The sequence below is a fragment of the Tenacibaculum aiptasiae genome, assembly GCF_965221665.1.
In the GTDB taxonomy this organism is placed as follows: domain Bacteria; phylum Bacteroidota; class Bacteroidia; order Flavobacteriales; family Flavobacteriaceae; genus Polaribacter; species Polaribacter aiptasiae.
In genome coordinates, this window is record NZ_CBDCSN010000003.1 from 587,852 (window position 1) to 607,420 (window position 19,569).

25 protein-coding genes are annotated in these 19,569 nt (G+C 29.7%); 11 read left to right on the forward strand and 14 right to left on the reverse strand.

Annotated features, from left to right (window positions below):
• Positions 1-41 precede the first annotated feature (41 nt).
• From ACOQN8_RS14480 to ACOQN8_RS14515, 8 genes are all read right to left on the reverse strand, one after another.
• Complete coding sequence (locus tag ACOQN8_RS14480) at positions 42-1,220, reverse strand: THUMP-like domain-containing protein (RefSeq protein WP_420553206.1); 1,179 nt, start codon at positions 1,218-1,220, stop codon at positions 42-44.
• 61 nt (positions 1,221-1,281) lie between these two features.
• Entirely contained in the window at positions 1,282-1,968 is a 687-nt protein-coding gene (locus ACOQN8_RS14485) for a hypothetical protein (protein WP_420553207.1), read from the reverse strand.
• A gap of 2 nt (positions 1,969-1,970) precedes the next feature.
• The gene (locus ACOQN8_RS14490; protein ID WP_420553208.1) at positions 1,971-2,870 is read right to left on the reverse strand and encodes an ATP-grasp domain-containing protein; all 900 of its coding nucleotides are present in this window, start codon (positions 2,868-2,870) and stop codon (positions 1,971-1,973) included.
• 22 nt (positions 2,871-2,892) lie between these two features.
• Positions 2,893-3,360, reverse strand: a complete 468-nt coding sequence (locus ACOQN8_RS14495) for a CAP domain-containing protein (protein ID WP_420553209.1) — start codon at positions 3,358-3,360, stop codon at positions 2,893-2,895.
• 39 nt (positions 3,361-3,399) lie between these two features.
• Positions 3,400-4,059: a pyridoxamine 5'-phosphate oxidase family protein gene (locus ACOQN8_RS14500; protein WP_420553210.1), complete on the reverse strand. Its 660-nt coding sequence runs from the start codon at positions 4,057-4,059 to the stop codon at positions 3,400-3,402.
• On the reverse strand, positions 4,056-4,601 hold the full coding sequence (locus tag ACOQN8_RS14505; protein ID WP_420553211.1) for a GNAT family N-acetyltransferase: 546 nt from the start codon (positions 4,599-4,601) through the stop codon (positions 4,056-4,058). Before ACOQN8_RS14505 ends, ACOQN8_RS14500 begins: the two co-directional genes overlap by 4 nt.
• A complete protein-coding gene (locus ACOQN8_RS14510; RefSeq protein WP_150898807.1) occupies positions 4,579-4,869 on the reverse strand; it encodes a DUF1272 domain-containing protein in 291 nt (96 codons plus the stop codon). The genes ACOQN8_RS14505 and ACOQN8_RS14510 overlap by 23 nt, the downstream gene beginning before the upstream one ends.
• A complete protein-coding gene (locus ACOQN8_RS14515; protein WP_420553212.1) occupies positions 4,869-5,387 on the reverse strand; it encodes a DinB family protein in 519 nt (172 codons plus the stop codon). The genes ACOQN8_RS14510 and ACOQN8_RS14515 overlap by 1 nt, the downstream gene beginning before the upstream one ends.
• 80 nt (positions 5,388-5,467) lie before the next feature.
• Between ACOQN8_RS14515 and ACOQN8_RS14520 the strand changes: the two genes are divergently transcribed.
• Positions 5,468-6,949, forward strand: coding sequence for an aminotransferase-like domain-containing protein (locus ACOQN8_RS14520; RefSeq protein ID WP_420553213.1), 1,482 nt, complete (start codon positions 5,468-5,470; stop codon positions 6,947-6,949).
• Between the two features lie 76 nt (positions 6,950-7,025).
• Here the strand turns inward: ACOQN8_RS14520 and ACOQN8_RS14525 are convergent, their stop codons facing one another.
• The 6 genes from ACOQN8_RS14525 to ACOQN8_RS14550 all read right to left on the reverse strand — a co-directional run bounded on the left by ACOQN8_RS14525 (position 7,026) and on the right by ACOQN8_RS14550 (position 9,953).
• Positions 7,026-7,268 carry a hypothetical protein gene (locus tag ACOQN8_RS14525; RefSeq protein WP_150898804.1) on the reverse strand — a complete coding sequence of 81 codons (243 nt, stop codon included), beginning with the start codon at positions 7,266-7,268 and terminating at the stop codon, positions 7,026-7,028.
• Entirely contained in the window at positions 7,255-7,629 is a 375-nt protein-coding gene (locus ACOQN8_RS14530; RefSeq protein WP_150898803.1) for a hypothetical protein, read from the reverse strand. Before ACOQN8_RS14530 ends, ACOQN8_RS14525 begins: the two co-directional genes overlap by 14 nt.
• Before the next feature lie 22 nt (positions 7,630-7,651).
• Positions 7,652-7,999, reverse strand: a complete 348-nt coding sequence (locus tag ACOQN8_RS14535; RefSeq protein WP_420553214.1) for a roadblock/LC7 domain-containing protein — start codon at positions 7,997-7,999, stop codon at positions 7,652-7,654.
• Between the two features lie 71 nt (positions 8,000-8,070).
• Positions 8,071-8,949: a peptide chain release factor N(5)-glutamine methyltransferase gene (prmC, locus tag ACOQN8_RS14540; protein WP_420553215.1), complete on the reverse strand. Its 879-nt coding sequence runs from the start codon at positions 8,947-8,949 to the stop codon at positions 8,071-8,073.
• The gene (locus tag ACOQN8_RS14545; protein WP_420553216.1) at positions 8,940-9,434 is read right to left on the reverse strand and encodes a hypothetical protein; all 495 of its coding nucleotides are present in this window, start codon (positions 9,432-9,434) and stop codon (positions 8,940-8,942) included. The genes prmC and ACOQN8_RS14545 overlap by 10 nt, the downstream gene beginning before the upstream one ends.
• A gap of 27 nt (positions 9,435-9,461) precedes the next feature.
• Complete coding sequence (locus ACOQN8_RS14550) at positions 9,462-9,953, reverse strand: GNAT family N-acetyltransferase (protein ID WP_272149061.1); 492 nt, start codon at positions 9,951-9,953, stop codon at positions 9,462-9,464.
• A gap of 38 nt (positions 9,954-9,991) precedes the next feature.
• Here ACOQN8_RS14550 and ACOQN8_RS14555 point away from each other — a divergent pair, with 38 nt between their 5' ends.
• The 10 genes from ACOQN8_RS14555 to ACOQN8_RS14600 all read left to right on the forward strand — a co-directional run bounded on the left by ACOQN8_RS14555 (position 9,992) and on the right by ACOQN8_RS14600 (position 19,529).
• A complete protein-coding gene (locus ACOQN8_RS14555; protein WP_272149062.1) occupies positions 9,992-10,471 on the forward strand; it encodes an LEA type 2 family protein in 480 nt (159 codons plus the stop codon).
• Between the two features lie 5 nt (positions 10,472-10,476).
• Positions 10,477-11,529 (forward strand): bifunctional diaminohydroxyphosphoribosylaminopyrimidine deaminase/5-amino-6-(5-phosphoribosylamino)uracil reductase RibD, encoded by a 1,053-nt coding sequence (ribD, locus tag ACOQN8_RS14560; protein WP_420553217.1) that lies wholly within the window; start codon positions 10,477-10,479, stop codon positions 11,527-11,529.
• Positions 11,522-12,130: an HAD-IA family hydrolase gene (locus ACOQN8_RS14565; protein WP_420553218.1), complete on the forward strand. Its 609-nt coding sequence runs from the start codon at positions 11,522-11,524 to the stop codon at positions 12,128-12,130. The genes ribD and ACOQN8_RS14565 overlap by 8 nt, the downstream gene beginning before the upstream one ends.
• 1 nt (position 12,131) lies before the next feature.
• Positions 12,132-12,995 carry an EamA family transporter gene (locus ACOQN8_RS14570; RefSeq protein WP_150898792.1) on the forward strand — a complete coding sequence of 288 codons (864 nt, stop codon included), beginning with the start codon at positions 12,132-12,134 and terminating at the stop codon, positions 12,993-12,995.
• Positions 12,995-13,609 carry an IMPACT family protein gene (locus ACOQN8_RS14575; RefSeq protein WP_420553219.1) on the forward strand — a complete coding sequence of 205 codons (615 nt, stop codon included), beginning with the start codon at positions 12,995-12,997 and terminating at the stop codon, positions 13,607-13,609. Before ACOQN8_RS14570 ends, ACOQN8_RS14575 begins: the two co-directional genes overlap by 1 nt.
• 170 nt (positions 13,610-13,779) lie before the next feature.
• On the forward strand, positions 13,780-14,028 hold the full coding sequence (locus tag ACOQN8_RS14580) for a hypothetical protein (RefSeq protein ID WP_420553220.1): 249 nt from the start codon (positions 13,780-13,782) through the stop codon (positions 14,026-14,028).
• Positions 14,029-14,344: 316 nt separating this feature from the next.
• Positions 14,345-15,022 (forward strand): hypothetical protein, encoded by a 678-nt coding sequence (locus tag ACOQN8_RS14585; RefSeq protein WP_420553221.1) that lies wholly within the window; start codon positions 14,345-14,347, stop codon positions 15,020-15,022.
• 334 nt (positions 15,023-15,356) lie between these two features.
• On the forward strand, positions 15,357-17,126 hold the full coding sequence (rpsA, locus tag ACOQN8_RS14590; protein WP_150898782.1) for a 30S ribosomal protein S1: 1,770 nt from the start codon (positions 15,357-15,359) through the stop codon (positions 17,124-17,126).
• A gap of 147 nt (positions 17,127-17,273) precedes the next feature.
• Positions 17,274-18,665 carry a phosphoglucosamine mutase gene (glmM, locus tag ACOQN8_RS14595; RefSeq protein ID WP_235275467.1) on the forward strand — a complete coding sequence of 464 codons (1,392 nt, stop codon included), beginning with the start codon at positions 17,274-17,276 and terminating at the stop codon, positions 18,663-18,665.
• A 42-nt stretch (positions 18,666-18,707) separates the two neighbouring features.
• The gene (locus ACOQN8_RS14600) at positions 18,708-19,529 is read left to right on the forward strand and encodes a hypothetical protein (protein ID WP_394350028.1); all 822 of its coding nucleotides are present in this window, start codon (positions 18,708-18,710) and stop codon (positions 19,527-19,529) included.
• The last annotated feature ends 40 nt before the right edge of the window (positions 19,530-19,569 follow it).

The following is a 19,569-nucleotide window of genomic DNA, read 5'->3' on the forward strand; positions in this document are numbered from 1 at the left end:
ATGCACAACGAAAAAAAGAAAAATATATTGTAATAGTTTGATTACTCTTTGCTACAATCTACTATAATTAGTTCGTTGTTAAGGTTTTTTGTGAAAAATAGATAGGTGTCACCACCATCTTTAATTTTAGTTTCTAATCGTATTTGAGCTACTGTTTTAGGGAAATTTCGAGTGGAGATATTAGCTTTTTCTGCTTTTATAAATTTTTTGACTTTCTTTTTATTGTATGGGTAAATATTATTTATTTTAAATATTCTACCAGGGAAATTTTCTACTAATTCTTCAGAAGTATATAGATGAGAATGTTGCTGTAGTTTATTAATTTTTAATTGATAAGAAACCTCTGTAAATCCTCCAGATTTCAAAATTGAAGCGTTTGGCTCATATAGGTAATTCTGTGGTAAAGAATAGGTTTCTGTAGATTGGTTTTTAAAAATAAAATTAAAATATTGAACACTGTTATTCAGTGTGTTATGTGTTTTTATTTGAATTGATTCTTTATGGTTTTTTTCTAATAGGAATAATAATTCTTTTACTTCATTTTTTAGTGAAATAATATGAATTTCTTTTACAAATTTTAATTCATTAATAGTAGATGTAATGTCTAATATTGGTGAATTTTTAATGAGTATTTTATTGGCTTTTGTAAATAAGAAATCAATGTTTTCTGGAACATTAGGAAGGCAATCTTTAAGTAAAAACACTTTTCCTTTTATATCGTGTCTTCTAGAAGGATCAATATAAATACAGTCTAGTTTTTCATTAAACTGTTTTAAAAAATCAATTCCATTTTGAGCTATAGTTTGAATATTTGTAATACCTAGTTTTTCATAATTGTATTTTACAATTGCAGATAATTGTTCATTAATTTCGCAATGAACAACCTTTTTAAAATTTTTAGAAAAAGCTAAGCAATCGACTCCAAATCCACCAGTAAGATCAATGATAGTATCTCCAGAGACCAGTTTCGATTTATACTCGGCGGTTATTTCAGATGATGTTTGTTCTATACTTAATTTTTCTGGGTAATAGATATTCTGAGTATTAAACCAAGTAGGTAATTTCTTTTCAGATTTTTGTTTGGCTACAATCTGATTAGCTAATTCTTGGATAGTAATATTATTAAAAGGACTTCCTTTTAAAATCAGTTTATTAATATCAGCTTTTAAATTCTGTTGGATGTATAATTGAACATCTGGTTGTAAAATAGCTTTGTTCACTGTAAAATAAGAATCTTATAGTATTACTAATATTTTTGAAGCTCCATAATGATAAAAAAGGTTAGTTATATCCTTTTACATCTCCCATGTCTAATGTTCCAATTGAAAGCTCATGTTTAGTAGGTAAAATAGCTCCAGATTGAGTGGTTGTCCAATCATTCCAAGAGGCTTCCATACCTCCTGTAGGTATAATAGATACCCACATTTTATATGCAATGGGTTTGTAGTTATCGTCTAAAATCCATAAATAAGAATCACCAGGAGTTGATCCTCCAGTTGTATATGTAATCATAAGAGCATCCTTATTTTCGTGTTGTACTATTTTACGCTCTATACCATCTTCAAAAACTTTGTAAGGTGCAACTAACCAAAAACTATCGTTATTAAAATAATCGATAGCCTTTTTTAATGTTTTTGGAGCGTCAACTTGTTTGTTGTCGATGAATACACTGCTGTTTTCTTGATTTTTTGTGTGCAAAACCACTCTATTGTTATCCCAAGAAATTTCAACAATATTGTTTTGCTTATCCCATTTATAAAAATGTTTACCTCTAAAACTCCATTCTAAAAAACGAGTATTTTTATATGCTTCATAGTTTAATGCTTTTAGCATTTTATTAGCTAAAACATCAGCTTTTTTGTTGCTTTTTCCTTCAGGTAAACCTTCGTTGTTTACGTAGTAAAAAATAGTAAGTCCAATAATTAAAAGTAAAATTATTGCTCCGAAAATTTTTAAAAACTTCTTCATGTTTAACTTAGTAGTTGTTTAATTCCTTCTGCTAGTTTGTTTGCTGCTTTTGGTTGTTTTCTAAACCATAATTCTGGTTCTACAAGCTCTAATTCAGCGATAGCTAATTTACCATTATTATCTGTAAAAATATCTACTCTAGCATAAATAGGTTCTTCTTTGCAGGCTTTTATAGCTTTTTCAGCAAAATTGATTTCTTTCTGAGTTGGTGTGTAGTTTTCAATAGTACCTCCAAAGTCGTCTTGTACTCGAAAATCTCCTTTTTTTGCTGTCTTTAAAATAGCATGTGTAAATTTTCCATTAATTACTACAAGGGAAATTTCTCCTTTATCAATAATATTTTGTTGGAAAGGTTGAAGAATCATTGCTTCTTCTTTTATTAGTTGAGAGAATGTTTCTTCGTATTGTTCTATGTTTTTTGAATTAATTTTATAAGTGTGTCTTCCACCACCTGAAACACATGGTTTTAAAACAAATTCCGATAAGTTAAATTGAGTAGCTAGACTTTTTAGGTTTTTAGTTTCACCTATTTCTATAAAATAAGATTCGCATATATGAACTCCTTGCTTTTGTAAATCTAGCAAGTAATGCTTGTCGATATTCCATCTAATGATGTTTTCAGAGTTTAATAGGGTCGTTTGTTTACTAACTTTATTTAACCAACTTGAAAATTCTTGAAAGTGTTTATGGTAATCCCAAGTAGATCTAAACAGTATATATTTAGTTTGAGACCAATCAAAGTTTTTATCATTCCAAGATAATCGAAGTACTTTTAAATTAAGTTTTTCTAAAGCAACTTTAATATAGTTGTCCTCGTTAAGTACATTTTTTACGATGTTGTTATTCTCAACAGGTTTTAAGTGTTCATTGTCTGTAAGAATAACAACATCGTAAGTTTTCATAATATTAAATGATTTTATAAAATTATTTAGAATAGAATAATTGTGTAAAATAATAATGTCCGGCATTATTTTTTTCAACACCTATTCCAGTATGAGTATAGTTACCTTCAATGTTTTTTCTGTGTCCACTACTATTTAGCCAAGCGTTAACAACTTCTTCTGCGGTTTTTTGATGAGAGGCTACGTTTTCTGCTGCGCTTTTTGCGTTGTCTAAATTTTGCAATTCTTTGAATCGATCATCAAACATATCATGGTTAATTTTACTAATCCCAATCATATATTTTGTGTGTTTTAAAGCTATTGCTGAAACTTCGTTATTAAGAGTAAGTTCAGATTTACCTATACTAACTCTATGTTGATTAACAAGTTTATGAATTTGTTGTGTAATCGTGGCGTTTTCTCCAGAGATTAAGTTTTCAGAGTTGTTGTCGCTACAAGAAATAAAAAATAAAGTTACAAATAGGGTTATTAGGGATTTTTTTAACAACATAGTTAAATTTTAAGGGGGTTAATAAAGTCGGCTAATGTACTATTTATTTTGATTATAATAATTTGTAACGTGCTGAGGAATTTCAATTCCTTCTTTTAAATTTTCATCAGAAATAGGAGGTAGGACTATTTGTTTAATTGGTACCAAACCAGCCCAAACATCTAAATTGTAATCTTCTGGTTCATCAGCTACTCCAACATCTCTAATTTTAGCAGAAGCTGTTTCAATAGTCATTTCTACAACCATGGTTCTGTCTAATTCTTCTTGATGCATTGGACGTATTCCATCCCATCGACCTTTCATCATATGTTCCATAAAACAAAATAAAGCAGCATCTTTTTCTTCAGGATTTGTAACCTTTTTAACCGGCCCAAATAGAGTTGCTGATCTATAATTTACTGAATGATGTAATCCAGAACGCGCCAAGACTAAGGCGTCTAAATGCATCACGGTCATGCTCATTTCTTTAGCTTCTAGAAGAGCTAATAGCATTCTGTTGGCTTGTGAACCATGTAGGTATATTTTGTTGTCTTTTCTTCCGTAAGCCATTGGGAGTGTAATAGCTCCTCCTTGATAAACATAGCTTACATAACCAATAAAACCAGCGTCTAAAATGGTGTTAATTTTTTCAACATCGTAAGTAGCTCTATTTTGCCCCCTTTTTACTCTGTTTAGTTTTGATTTTGAATATTCTTTCATGATTTAATTTTTTTAGATAAAACGAAGTTTTCATAAGAGTTTCCATTAACTAAGAAATCTAATTTTCCTGTGTCTTTAAATTCATTTCTTTTGTAAAAACGTATGGCTCTTTCGTTTTTGATGTAAACAGAAAGCCATATGGTATCTAATTGTAATTCTTTAGCTTTCGATTCGATGAAGGTTAATAGTTGTTGTCCAATTTTTAAAGGAATAAAATCATTTAAAATGTATATTCTTTCTAATCTACAACTATTGGTAGACGTTATACTTTCATGTGTTGCATTAAGTACTAATTTTGCGTATCCGGCTGGTAGGTTGTTTACATATAAGATGTAGAATAAGTTGTTATCGTTATCTATATCTTCTTTAATTTTTGCGATTGAAAATGCTTTATTATTGTAGGCTAATAGGTCATTTTTATCATTAATAAAATGACCATGAGATTCACTGTAAGTTATTCTTCCAAGTAAAGCTAAAACTTCAACATTGGTTTCTGTTGCTTTTCTAATATGTATTGTTTTATCTTCTTTCTGGTTTAACATCTTTAAATTTTTCTGAGTTTATTTTTGTTTTTGATAGTTCTTTTGGCTTGAAAATGCGATTAGATGAAGCAGGATATTTTTCAATCATTTTTAAAGGTCGAATAGGCCTTTCCACAAAATTTCCCGAGCAACTTGGGCAAACATTTTCAAAAATTTCTAAAGCACAAGTTTTACAATAAGTACATTCAAAAGAGCAAATCATAGCCTCGGTTGATGTATTAGGCAAATCTTTATTGCAGTGTTCGCAATTTGGTCTAATTTCTAACATTATAAATAGCGTTCTTTAATAATCTCTATATGCCAAATGCTATGCCCTAATAAAACAAAAGCACAAGCTCTAGCTGATATTTGAGATTCACTGGCAGTTCCTATGTTTTGTAAGTTATTTTCTGAAATACTATTTATCAGGTTTATTGAATACAAACGAGTTGTAGTAAATTCATGAATTAATTCTTCTAACGATTTGTTGTTAGCTTGCGACGGAGAAATGTATATGTTTTGATCAAAGCCAGCTAAAGCAGTTTTATCGTTTCTGGCAATTCGTAAGAATCGATACATAAAAATTCGTTCAGTATCTATAATATGTTGCAATACTTCTTTAATACTCCATTTTTCTGGTTGATAGCGATACTCTAATTTATCTTCAGGTATGGAAGAAAAGAAGTTAATTACCATGTTTTTATCTTCTTCAAAGCCTTTTGAAAGACTTATATTATTAGCAACCTTATTGATGTATCTAGAAAAGTATTCGTTGTATTCAGTAATTTTTAAATCTTGTTTAAGCATGTTTTGTTGTTTTGTTATCCAAAAATACTATTTTTATGGACTATTATATTAGTCCAGAATAAAAAGAGTTTGTAGTCCAGATGTTTCCGTATAAAACTAGTTTCAAAATTAATAGAGATGTAAAAGAGCCTTTGTATTTGCAATTAGCAAATCAATTTATTGTTTTTATAAAGGAAGGAAATCTTTCATCTGGTACAAAATTATTGGGAACAAGAAGTTTTGCTGAATTACTGAATGTGCATCGAAAAACAATTGTAGCTTGTTATGAAGAATTGGCGTTGCAAGGTTGGGTTGAAAGCATTCCGAAAAAAGGAACATTTGTACATGGTAATCTCCCTTTGTTAAATACAACTAGTATTGTAGAAGAGAGTGTTAAGAAAGAAAAGTTGAAGGCAGGCTTTTCTTTTTATGAAAATAATGAGTTGTTGTCAAAAGGAGAAAAAGAATCATCTGATATGATTTATATAAATGATGGGACTTCTGATGAAAGATTAACTCCGATAGAAGAAATAGTTAGAACTTATAGAAGAATAGCGTCAAAACAAAGTGTTTATAAAGAGTTTGGCTATGGTTCAACTTTTGGAAATATTAAGCTAAGAGAAACATTGGTTGGTTATTTGAATGAGACAAGAGGGTTGCAGATTTCAAAAGAGAATATTTTAATTACTCGTGGTAGCCAAATGGGAATTTGGTTATCGTCGAAACTATTATTAAAAGAAGGAGATAATATTATAGTTGGTGAAACTAATTATGCTTCAGCTGATGTAACTTTTTTACATCAAAAAGCAAACTTATTACGTGTATTGGTAGATGAAAATGGTATTGTAACTGAAGAAATTGAAAAGCAGTGTAAAAAACAGCAGATTAAAGCTGTGTATGTAACATCACATCATCACCATCCAACAACGGTTACATTATCGGCTGAAAGGAGGATTCATTTATTAAACTTAGCTAAAAAATATAAGTTTGCGATTATTGAAGATGATTATGATTACGATTTTAATTATAATCATGCGCCAATTTTACCTTTAGCGAGCCATGATGTTAATGGAAATGTAATTTATATAGGTTCTGTTTGTAAAACTGTAGCTCCAGTATTTAGAATAGGTTATTTAATTGCTTCAAAAGAGTTTGTAGATGAAGCTTCTAAATTACGTGGTTTTGTAGATAGGCAAGGTGATGCGTTATTAGAACTTACTTTTGCCGATTTTATTAAGTCGGGAGATTTGGATAGACATATTAGAAAAGTATTGAAGATTTATAAAGCACGTCGAGATTTATTTTGTGGTTTGTTAAAAGAGAAGTTATCAGACTGTTTTCAATTTGAAATACCAAAAGGAGGTATGGCTGTGTGGATTCGCTTGAATAAAAAATATTCATGGAAACAGGTTTATGAAGAAGGATATAAACATCAGTTAGAGATAGGAGAGTGGTATCGATATGATATAGCAAAAACAGGACATAATGCTATAAGGATGGGGTTTGCGAGTTATAATGAAAAAGAAATATATGACTTGATAAATAAATTAGTTTTGGTTTTTAAAAAGTTAAAAGCACAATAATGTTATTTATTGTGCTTTTATTGTGGTTTTGATATAATTATATTTTAATGCTTTGTAAAGAAACTTAATTTAAGTTTTAAATGGCATTTTTAAGTTGATGTGAAAAATCCTTCATTAAATCATTAATACTATCATATTCTTTAAATAACAAGCTTAATAAACTCGTAGAATTTTCTTCTGATTTTTTTTGCTGTTCACTAGAAGCTGTACTATTATTTAAAACTTTTAGTTGATACTCTTGTTGAAATGATTTAATAAAGCTTTTGAATTCATCATCAGTATTGGTTTGCTGAATATTGATAGCTTTATAAGACTGCATTTAACTCGATTTTATATTTGTTTAGCATAGTTCTAGTTAAAGCTAAATTTGCTTTTTTGCTATCTACTGCTAGGTAAATAAAGTAATCACCTCCAGGTGACATATTAATAACGTGAATGTGGTTGTCTAATTTAAAATGGATATCTCTTAGGTTTTCGTCTAAACCAAGAGTTTTAATAGCTTCTCTTTTGGAATTAATGATAGATACGTTAAAAGCAGATGCTAATGCTGGGTCAAAATCTGGATCAACTGAATCTGACATTAATGATTCTCCTGTTGACATTTCTGCAACACTAATTGCAATAAATCCTGGGATGTTTTCTTTTACGTTTTTGATTAAATCTTTTAAAATTTGTTCCATGGTCTGGGGGACTTAAGTGTTTTTAAATAATTAATTTTTGAGTGTTTTTCATTTGTTTTTTTAACATTAAACTTAGTAATCCAATGTTGGTGGCTTTGTCTGTCAAAAAACATAAAACATACTCTTCGTGTTTAAAAAGTAAGAGCGTTTCATTAGTAGATTTTAAGATTATTTCGTTTAATTCTGTATTGAAGAACAGATTAAAAAAGTTTTCGGACATATTAAAGATAACAGCATCAAAAGCTGCTATTTTTTCTTTAAGGTCTACAAGTTCATTTTCCTTTGGAAAAAAGTCAACTATTTGCCCTTCATGATCTATTAAAAAAATAGCTTTGCTGTTTGTATCCGTAAGTAGTTTTTGTAAATCCAATTTTTCTTAATCTTTTGTCTTATTAGCTAATATACAGAAAATTAAGATTATAAAAAAAATGAAATTCGCTTTTATAAGTCGTTTTTTTTGGATATTTTAATCATTCTATCATTGTTAAAAATATCCTTTCTAAGCTCATTAGTTGAGAACTTTTTATCCTCTAACATTTTTAAAGTTTCTTGACCTAAATATTGATTTATTTCAAAGAATAAAAGCCCATTATTAGTTAAATGGATTTTAGCTAAATCAGCTATCTTTTCATAAAAAACTAAAGGGTTATCATCATCAACAAATAAAGCCAAATGAGGTTCGTTTTGTAAAACGTTATTTTTAATTTCTACTTTTTCTAAGTTTCTAACATAAGGAGGGTTAGAAACAATAATATCGTATTGTTTAGGTAAAGAATTGGTGTTAAGGATGTCTTTTTCTAAAAACTCAACATTTACCTGATTAAGTTTAGCATTTTGTTTGGCTGTTTCTAATGCTTTTTCAGAAATATCTATGCTTGTAACATCAACATTAGATAAATTCTTTTTTAAACTAATAGGAATGCATCCTGAACCGGTTCCAATATCTAAGATTGATAGCTTTTTATTAGAGTCGAACTCTTTTCTCATAGAATTGACCTCTTGAATAATCCATTCTACAAGTTCTTCGGTTTCAGGGCGAGGAATTAGTGTGTGATTGTTTACTTTAAATGGTAATCCAAAAAACTCAGTATGCCCAATGATGTATTGAATAGGTTCTTCATTTAAAAGTCTTTCTAAGGCATTATTTAAAACTGTTTCTTTTTCTGTAGGAATTTCAAAATCTGGTTTCATGATTATATCAATTCTCTGTAGTTCCAAATACTCTTCAACCAAATAAGTGAAAAAGGTGTCAATTTCTGTTGTAGGATAGGTACCAATTAATTTTCCTATGAATTGTTCTTTGTATTCTTTTAATTCCATTTGTTTTTTTTATTAATGTAGCTTATAGCTCTATAGAAATTAATATAATTGGCATCGTTAGAAAAAACTTCAGCAGTATCTATTGTATTATTACTTAAATTCTTTATTAATATTTTATTGTTTATTTGTTTGTGGAATGTATAGTTGAAATTTATCAAAGACTTATTTAGTTTTTGATAATTTATAAGGAGACTATTTATTGAATCTCTCTTTTTTAAAGAGTATTTAGTGCTTAATTTTATTGTATCGATATTAAAAAAAAATCCTTTAGCTAAAAAATTTTCTAGATAATAATGATATTCTATTTGATATTCTTTTTCTTTTTTAACTAAAGAATAATATCCACAAGTATCCCATATAGTATCTAATTTATCTTTTTTAAAATAAGATTCATCAATATTAAATTGATTATCAAAAGGGTTGTAAGTTGGTTTTTCTTTGCAACTTAATAGAAGTGCAAAACAAATTAAAATATGTTTTTTCATAACCTTATATCTTAATTCGTTTAAATATTATAATTTTTTAAGCATCCAAACATTACAAGAGTAATGTCCTGTATTTCCCATTGGCTTGTCTAGATTTGTAAAACCATTTTTTTTATACAAAGCTCTAGCAGCTTCCATGTAAGGCATGGTTTCTAAATAACACTGGGTATAACCTTGTTTTTTAGCTTCGGTTAAACAATGATCTATTAGTTTACTTCCTAATCCTTTTCCTCTAGTAATAGGTAAGAAATACATTTTTTGAAATTCACAAATAGCCTCTTCAGTACCTTCTAATTTTGCAAAACCTGCGCCTCCAACAATTTTGTTATTATGTTCAATTACAAAATAAGAAGCATTTTCTTTTTCGTAAGTTTCAAACATTTGATCGGTAGCCTTGTCTTCATAAGCAGTGCCTACTTTAGGAGCTCCAAGTTCAATTAATACTTCACGGATTATTTGTGCTACTTGTTGATTGTCATTAGGTTGTATTTCTCGAATAATAAAATCAGAGGGTGTCATAGGAATACCTTATTTTTGCACTGCAAATTAGCTAAAAAATGAGAATTCGTATGAAGAAATTGGTGTTTTTTGTAGTGGTATTACTTGTTATTGGTTGTTCTGTAAAAGAAAAACCAGTATTTATTAAGGTTGATGATGTAAAGATTATGTCTATAACACCAGATACAATACATTTAAATGCAAATGCTTTTTTTAAAAATCCTAACGATATTGGAGGGAAAATATCTACAGATGAAATAAAAGTTTTGGTTAATGGAGATGAAATGGCCAAAGTGTCTTCAGAAGTGTTTAAAGTTCCAGCAAGAAAGGAGTTTGCAATTCCATTAAAAGTTGTTATTCCTACTAAGAAAGTATTTTCTAGTGAAGGCGGTGGAATTTTAGGAGGATTGATTAATTCATTACTAAGCAAAAGTAAAAGTGTAAAAGTTCAGTTTAAAGGAGATATAAAATATAAAGTTTTAGGATTTTCACATATTTATTCCATTGATAAAACTGAAGATATTAAAATAAAACTATAGCTTTTTTGAATCACGAAAAATACATAAAACGCTGTTTAGAATTAGCAGAGAAAGGCATAGGTACTGCACGTCCTAATCCATCTGTTGGGGCAGTGGTTGTTTATCAAGATCGTATTATAGGCGAAGGATATACAAGCGCCTATGGGGGAAATCATGCAGAAGTAAATGCAATTCATGCAGTTAAGAATAAAGAACAGTTAAAGGAAGCTACTATATATGTAACGCTAGAGCCATGTTCGCATTATGGTAAAACACCACCTTGTGCAGATTTAATTGTTAGAAGTCAAATACCTAATGTGGTAATTGGTTGTATCGATACGAATAGTTTGGTAGCAGGAAAAGGTGTAGAGCGATTAAGAAAAGCAGGATGCTCTGTAACAGTAGGAATGTTAGAAAAAGAGTGTAAAGAGCAGCATAAACGGTTTTTCACAGTACAAAACAAAAAGCGTCCGTATATCATATTAAAATGGGCGGAAACCAATGATGGTTTTGTAGCTCCTATGACTAAAGATGAACAAAAACCAGTTTGGATTTCAAATCAATATTCACAACAATTAGTTCATAAGTGGAGAAGTGAAGAACATGCCATTTTGGTTGGAACTAATACAGTAATAGCTGATAATCCTTCGTTAACTGCACGCAGTTGGACTGGGCATAATCCTATAAGAATAGTATTGGATAAAAACTTGAGAATATCACAAGAAGCAAATGTATTTGATGGTAATGTGAAAACTATTCTTGTAACAGAAACTAGAGAAGAGGAGAGGCAGATTTCAGAAGAAAAAGAAAATGTTATTTATGAAGAAATAGATTTCAAAACAAATATTCCTCAGCAGATATGTGAAGTTTTACAAAAACACCATATTCAATCGGTAATTGTAGAAGGAGGTACAAAAACTTTGCAAACATTTATAGATGCTGAATTATGGGATGAAGCTAGAGTTTTTGTAGGTAATACAGAATTTGGAAATGGAGTTAAGGCTCCAGAGATAAAAGGAAAAATAATAAATAAAGAAAGCATCGATAACGATGTGTTAAAGATATATTTAAATGATTAAAAACATCATTTTTGATTTTGGTGATATATTCATCAATTTAGATAAGGAAGCAACCTATAGAGAATTAGCAAAATTAGGAGTAACTGATATTTCTCAAGATATGATAGAAACCTATTATAAATATGAGATGGGGCTAATTTCTACTGATGAATTTGTTGATTTTTATCAAGTAAAATTTCCGCAATTAAATAGAGAAGATTTAGTAAATGCATGGAATGCTATTTTGTTAGATTTTCCATTGCATAGGTTAGAGTTTCTTAAAGAACTTGTTGCTTCAAAAAAATACCGAATATTTTTATTAAGTAATACGAACGATTTGCATATTTCGTGGATTCAAAATGATTGGGGAGCAGCATTATATAATGAATTTAAAAGTTGTTTTGAGCAATTTTATTTATCGCATGAGATAAACTTTAGAAAGCCGAATGCGAATATTTATGAATTTGTGTTGAATGAAAATAATTTGAATCCATCTGAAACAATCTTTATTGATGATACAGAAGAAAATACAAATGCAGCAAAAGAATTAGGAATACACGTTTGGAATTTAGCTCCTGGAAAAGAAGATGTAGTTGATTTATTAAAGAGGAAAGAATTTTAAAGTGGATTATTTAATATTAAGTGTTTTAGTCTCTAGTTTATTGTTTGTAATCTTTAAGCTATTTGATGTTTTTAAGATTAATACATTACAAGCTATCGTAGTAAATTATGCTATAGCTTTATCTTTTGGTTTATTTACTTCCGATATATCAATGTCTGTAGTAGAAATACCAGATCAGCCGTGGTTTTTTGGAGCATTTTGTTTAGGTTTTTTATTCATAACAGTATTCAATGTTATGGGGCTTACAGCACAGAAAAACGGACTTTCGGTAGCTTCAGTTGCAGGGAAAATGTCGGTAGTTATTCCTATAATTGTAGGAATTGTTGTTTATAAAGAAAGTGTTGGTTTTGTAAAGGTTGTAGGGATCTTGATGGCTTTGGTAGCAGTTTATTTATCATCAGCAAAAAGTGATACTTCTCCCGTAAAGTTTAAAAATTTAGTATTTCCATTATTGTTATTTGTTGGTTCTGGATGTATTGATGCAGGATTGAAATATGTAGAAAGTACATCTGTACCAGACGGAACAGTACCTATGTTTTTAGGAACAATATTCGGTTGTGCATTTATATTAGGTACCTTTTTTGTAATTATCCAAATGATTAACGGTAAGTTTCAGTTTCATTGGAAAAATTTGATAGGAGGGATAGCTTTGGGTATTCCAAATTATTATTCAATGGAGTTTTTAATTAAAGCATTGCAAACAAAAGGATTGGAGAGTTCTACTATATTTACTATCAACAATGTGTCAATTGTAATATTGACTACTGTTTTTGCTTTGTTGTTTTTTAAGGAAAGATTGATTAAAAAGAATTGGGTGGGCATAGGATTAGCGATAATTAGTATTTTATTAGTAGCTTCGGCATAATGGAAGAGATTAAAGACACATATAAAACAATTGATGTTCCTTCAGAGGAAACCTTATTTAAAGATAGAAACAGTAAGTTTTTTGGTTATGCATTTCCTGTATTTTCTGAAGAAGATATCAAAGAAGCTTTAGAAGGTTTAAAAAAGAAACATCATTCTGCACGTCATTTTTGTTATGCATGGCAACTTGGTACTGAAAAGATTAGATTTAGAGCTAATGATGATGGTGAACCAAGTAATTCGGCAGGACAACCAATTTATGGGCAAATTCAGACCTTTGAAGTAACTAATATATTGATAGTATCTGTTCGTTATTTTGGAGGAACTAAACTAGGAGTAGGAGGTTTAATAAACGCTTATCGAACTTCAGCTCAATTTGCTTTAGAAGTATCAGAAATTATTGAGAAAACAATAGATATTCGATATAAATTGACTTTTGAATACGATATGATGAATAAAGTTCAACGTATTATAAAAGAAAGAAATTTAACTATCGTGGCTCAAAAATTAGAAATGAATTGCGAGTATACTATTTCTGTTCGTAAAAAAGAATCACAAACCATATTTGAAATTTTTGACACGCTATTTAAGGTGGAGATTGAAGAGTTAGAATAAGCTTTTAAGAAAAATGGTGTTAAAAAATAGTATATTATTAATAACTTCAATTTTTTTGTTCTCTTGTGTAGAGAAAAAGAGCTCTTTATGTATTGATAAGGTAAAATTAAAAAGGTTTTACAATAGACCAGCTCCAGATGTTATTACATTTTTTGTAAAAAAATAATGAATTGCTTGATAGTTCATTAGTAGAGAATTTGGATAAGTATTATTTTTTAAAAGGTGCTGATACTTTAGGGTACGGTAATTATCTTAGATTTTATAATAAGGATAATAGTATAAAAATAGTTTTACTTTCTTCAAGCTTTATGAATCAAAAAGATACCTCTTTTATAAAAAGACAACTTGCAGAAGGGGAACTATTATTAAACTTTGTAAATAATGATAAGTTATATTTAGGTCTTTGTCAAGAAGAATAGAATACCGGCTCCCGCACGATTGCATCGTGTGGTAAAAAGAAATAAGAATTAATTTCAGAATTTTTAATAGGAAAAACTACTTTAAGAAATTGAAGTAGTTTTTTTATTTTAGACGAAAATTGTAAAATGCTATGATTTTCGTAGAGTTTAATTAAATAAAACTAAATGTGTTTATCACTAGTCAGAGACTAGCGGGAGTTGGGTAGGTCAGATATAGTGGTCGGTGCTATTATAACAACAGTATTGTCTGGAGGTACTTCAACTTTATTAATACTTATAGCTTTTGGGATTTAACCTAATTTAAAAGGAATAAAATATGAATAAAACCAAAATATTATTAATAGTCGCTATTTTAAGTTTCTTTATTTATTACTTAATATCTCTTAGTTCAGCGATAGGAGATTCGTTTTCAAAAAAAGAATTTGTTAGTGAACCAAATGATTATAAAGATATTTTAAAAAGAGATAATTCTGATTTAGCTTATAAGTATACCTTATCTGTAGATTCTATATCTTCTGTTTCAGTTTATACTTATGATAAATTTAAATCCAAGTTTGTATTAATTGTTTTTAAAAAGAGAATTAATAAAATAACGAGTTTACAGAGTTCTACACTCTTTTTAAATGAACGATCTAATAAGTCTTCAAGAAAGGTTTATACTAACTTTTTTTCACTCAGTGGCTTGAGTTATTCGTTTGGTAGTCATTTAAATATTAATAAAATTAATTTATATATAAAGGGGTTTAAAGATGATTATATAAAAGATAAAACTGTAGACAAAGTATACCTATCATTTCCTTTAAACAAGACTTTTGGATTGTCTTACAATAATAACAATAGTATTGATTTACAATGTGATTTGAATGATTCAAACATTGAAGAGTTTAATGAACTAATGATTCTAAAAAGAAATGAATTTGTATACTTTATTTATTTGAAGCCTTTTAGTGAAAATAATAATGAAAGTTTAATACTAAAAGATTTGATTAAGTAATAATAAGTAATCAATGTTATTAGATATTCCCTCGCTCCCGCACGATTGTATCGTGTGGTATAAGAAAATAAGAATTAATAAGATTAACTCTTTCATGTAACTGAATAAGTGTAAATAAGAAAATTGTTTATGGTTATATAACCAGTAATGAGGTTAAATCTTTTAAAATCAAAAGCTTTGTAGGTTATTTCAATAAAACTTCGTAAATTTGCACGCCTTTTTACAAGAACAGGTTTATAAAAGGTGTAAAATATATTTATAAAAGTTTAATTTCTCTTTGAGTTAGTATTGTAAAAAATCTGGCTAACAAAAAGATACAAAATTTATTTCAGACATGTCTGAAGAAACAAAAAAAGCTGCAGAAGCAGTAAACCCAGCAGAATTTTTAGCTAACTTTAACTGGCACAAATACGAAGAAGGTATTGACGAAGTTGATGAGTCTAAATTAAAAGAATTTGAAAAAGCCTTAGAAGGTACAGTAGGTTTCGTAAACGAGCGTGATGTAATCGAAGGTGAAGTAACAAGAATTACTGATAGAGATGCAATCATCGATATCAACTCTAAGTCTGAAGGAGTTATTTCTTTAAACGAATTCCGTTACAACCCAAATTTAGCTGTTGGTGATAGAGTTGAAGTATTAGTTGATAAAAGAGAAGATTCTTCTGGTCAATTAGTATTATCTCACAAAAAAGCACGTGTAATTAAAGCTTGGGATCGTGTTAACAATGCACACGAAACTGGAGAAATCGTTAACGGTTTTGTTAAGTGTAGAACTCGTGGAGGTATGATCGTTGATGTATTTGGTATTGAAGCATTCTTACCAGGTTCTCAAATTGATGTGAAGCCTATCCGTGACTACGATCAATATGTAGAGAAAACTATGGAATTCAAAGTTGTAAAAATCAACCACGAATTTAAAAACGTAGTAGTATCTCATAAAGCATTAATCGAAGCTGATTTAGAAGATCAAAAACGTGAAATCATCGGTCAATTAGAAAAAGGACAAGTATTAGAAGGTGTTGTTAAAAACATTACTTCTTATGGTGTGTTTGTTGACTTAGGTGGTGTTGACGGATTAGTACATATTACTGATTTATCTTGGTCTCGTATCAACCACCCTAATGAGGTTGTTGAATTAGATCAAAAATTAAATGTTGTAATCTTAGACTTTGATGATAACAAGTCTAGAATCCAATTAGGATTAAAACAATTATCAGCTCACCCATGGGAAGCTTTAAATGCTGACTTAAAAGTTGGAGATAAAGTAAAAGGTAAAGTTGTTGTTTTAGCTGATTACGGTGCATTTGTAGAGGTTGAAGAAGGAGTTGAAGGATTAATTCACGTATCTGAAATGTCTTGGTCTACTCACTTACGTTCTGCTCAAGATTTCGTAAAAGTTGGTGATGAAGTAGAAGCTCAAATCTTAACATTAGATCGTGAAGATCGTAAGATGTCTTTAGGTATGAAGCAATTACACCCAGATCCATGGACAGATATTACTACTAAGTACCCTGTAGGTTCTACTCACACTGGTACTGTACGTAACTATACTAACTTCGGTGTATTCGTAGAATTAGAAGAAGGTATTGACGGATTAGTATATATCTCTGATTTATCTTGGACTAAGAAAATTAAGCACCCATCAGATTTCGTAACTGTTGGTGATAAGTTAGATGTTCAAGTATTAGAATTAGACGTTGAAAACCGTAAGTTAAACTTAGGTCACAAGCAAACTCAAGATAACCCTTGGGATGCTCATGAAGCTACGTATGCAATCGGATCAACTCACGAAGGTACTATTAAAGAAAAGAATGATAAAGGTGCTACAGTAGTATTCGCTGATGGAATTGAAGCATTTGCTCCAACTCGTTTCTTAGAAAAAGAAGACGGATCGAAATTAGCTAAAGGAGATACTGTACAGTTTATCGTAACTGAATTTAGTAAAGAATACCGTAGAATTGTTGTTTCTCATACTTCTATCTTTAGAGAAGAAGAAAAGAAAAACATCAAGGCTGCTGCTAAGAAAGCTGCTGATGTAGAGAAAACTACATTAGGTGATATCGGTGGATTAGCTGAGTTAAAGAAGAAAATGGAAGGAAAATAATTTTCTAAACATTTATACCTATAAAACCGCTACAATTGTAGCGGTTTTTTTATGCTCTTAATTGTAACATTTGTTACAGTTAAAGACGTTTAGTTTTTAAGTTAATTTCTTAAATACCATTATATTTGTACCCTAATAAAAATTAATATGACACTTATAAAATCAATATCAGGAATCAGAGGTACAATAGGGGGAGCTACAGGAGATAACCTTACACCGATTGATGCTGTCAAATTTGCTTCAGCATATGGAGCATTCATAAAAAAAAGAAATCCAGAAGCTGAAAAAATTAAAGTAGTTATAGGAAGAGATGCACGTATTTCTGGTAAAATGATAAGTAACCTAGTAGCCAATACTTTAGTTGGTTTAGGAATTAATGTAGTCGATTTAGGATTGTCTACAACACCAACGGTAGAAGTAGCAGTACCGTTAGAAAAAGCACAGGGAGGTATTATCTTAACTGCTTCTCATAATCCAAAACAATGGAATGCTTTAAAATTATTGAACGAAAAAGGGGAGTTTTTAAATGGAGCAGATGGTGAAGAAATTTTAAAGTTAGCTGAAAGTGAAGATTTTTCTTTTGCTGAAGTTGATGATTTAGGTTCATACAAAAAGAATAAGAAGTATCTAAAAAAGCATATCAAAGAAGTTTTAAAGTTAGATTTAGTAGACGTAAAGGCTATTAAAAAAGCTAAGTTTAAAGTGGTAGTAGATGGAGTTAATTCTACAGGAGGTGTATTTATTCCAGCTTTATTAAAAGAATTAGGAGTAAAATGTATCGAATTATATTGTGAGCCAAATGGACAGTTTCCACACAATCCAGAGCCATTAAAAGAGCACTTAACTGATATTTCAGAATTAGTAGTAAAAAAGAAAGCCGATTTAGGAATTGTTGTGGATCCAGATGTAGATCGTTTAGCATTAATTTCTGAAGACGGGTCAATGTTTGGTGAAGAATATACATTAGTTGCTTGTGCCGATTATGTATTAGGAAGATTAGGTGGAGGAAACACAGTATCAAACTTATCATCATCAAGAGCATTAAGAGATGTTACAGAAAAGCACGGGGGAACATATACAGCTTCTGCAGTAGGAGAAGTAAACGTAGTGCAAATGATGAAGGATACCGATACAGTAATTGGTGGAGAAGGAAATGGAGGAATTATTTATCCAGCTTCTCACTACGGAAGAGATTCATTAGTAGGAGTTGCTTTATTCTTATCGCATTTAGCACATAAAAAAATGTCTTGTAAAGAATTAAGAGATTCATATCCAAGTTACTTTATGAGTAAAAATAAAATCCAGTTGACACCACAAATTGATGTTGATAAGATTTTAGAAACAATGGCTGATAAGTATAAAAATGAAGAAGTAAATACTATAGATGGAGTAAAAATAGATTTTGCTGAAGAGTGGGTACACTTACGTAAATCGAATACAGAGCCTATTATTCGAATTTATACAGAAGCAAAATCACAAGAAAAAGCAGATTCACTGGCTGAAAGAGTGATAGAAGAAATCAAAGCAATAATAAAATAAGAAAATAACAACGCGTTGAAATTAAGAATAGTGAGTTTATTAATGATGTTATTAACAACATCATTAATAGTAGGGCAAGAGAAAGAAGAAAAAGTAAGAGAGAAAAAGAAAGTTACAAATAAAGGAAAGTTCTTTGTTTACTGGGGTTGGAACTGGGCAGATTACTCTGATTCTGATATCCGATTTAAAGGTGAAAACTACGATTTTACATTATCTAATGTAAGAGCAAAAGACAGACCTACTAAGTTTTCTTTTAGAGATTATTTTCACCCAGGGAGAATTACCATTCCACAAACAAACTATAGAATAGGATATTTCTTTAAAGAGAATTATACAATTTCTATTGGGGTTGATCATATGAAATATGTAATGGTAAATGATCAGGATGTAACCATAAACGGAAATATAAATATAGGAAACGCAAAGTACGATGGTACTTATAACAATCAGACAATTAAGTTAACAGACGATTTCTTACGTTTTGAGCATACTGATGGTTTAAACTATGTAAATGTAGAAGTAAAACGATTTGACGATGTAAGTCACTGGTTTGGATTAAATATGGAAAACTTACAAATTAACTTAACAGAAGGAGTAGGTGCAGGTATTTTATTTCCAAGAAGTAACACAAAGTTATTAGAAAAAGAAAGATACGATGAATTTCATTTATCGGGTTACGGAATGTCTATAGGAGCAGGGTTAAATATCGCTTTCTTAAAACACTTCTTTATACAAGCCGATTTAAAAGGTGGATACATCAATATGTCTGACATAAGAACAACAATGAATCCAGCAGATAGTGCTTCTCAAAGTTTTTACTTTTTTGAAAACACTATATTAATAGGAGGTAAGTTTAGACTATAATTAAACAAAAAATATTAATTGGTTAATATTATAAATCTAT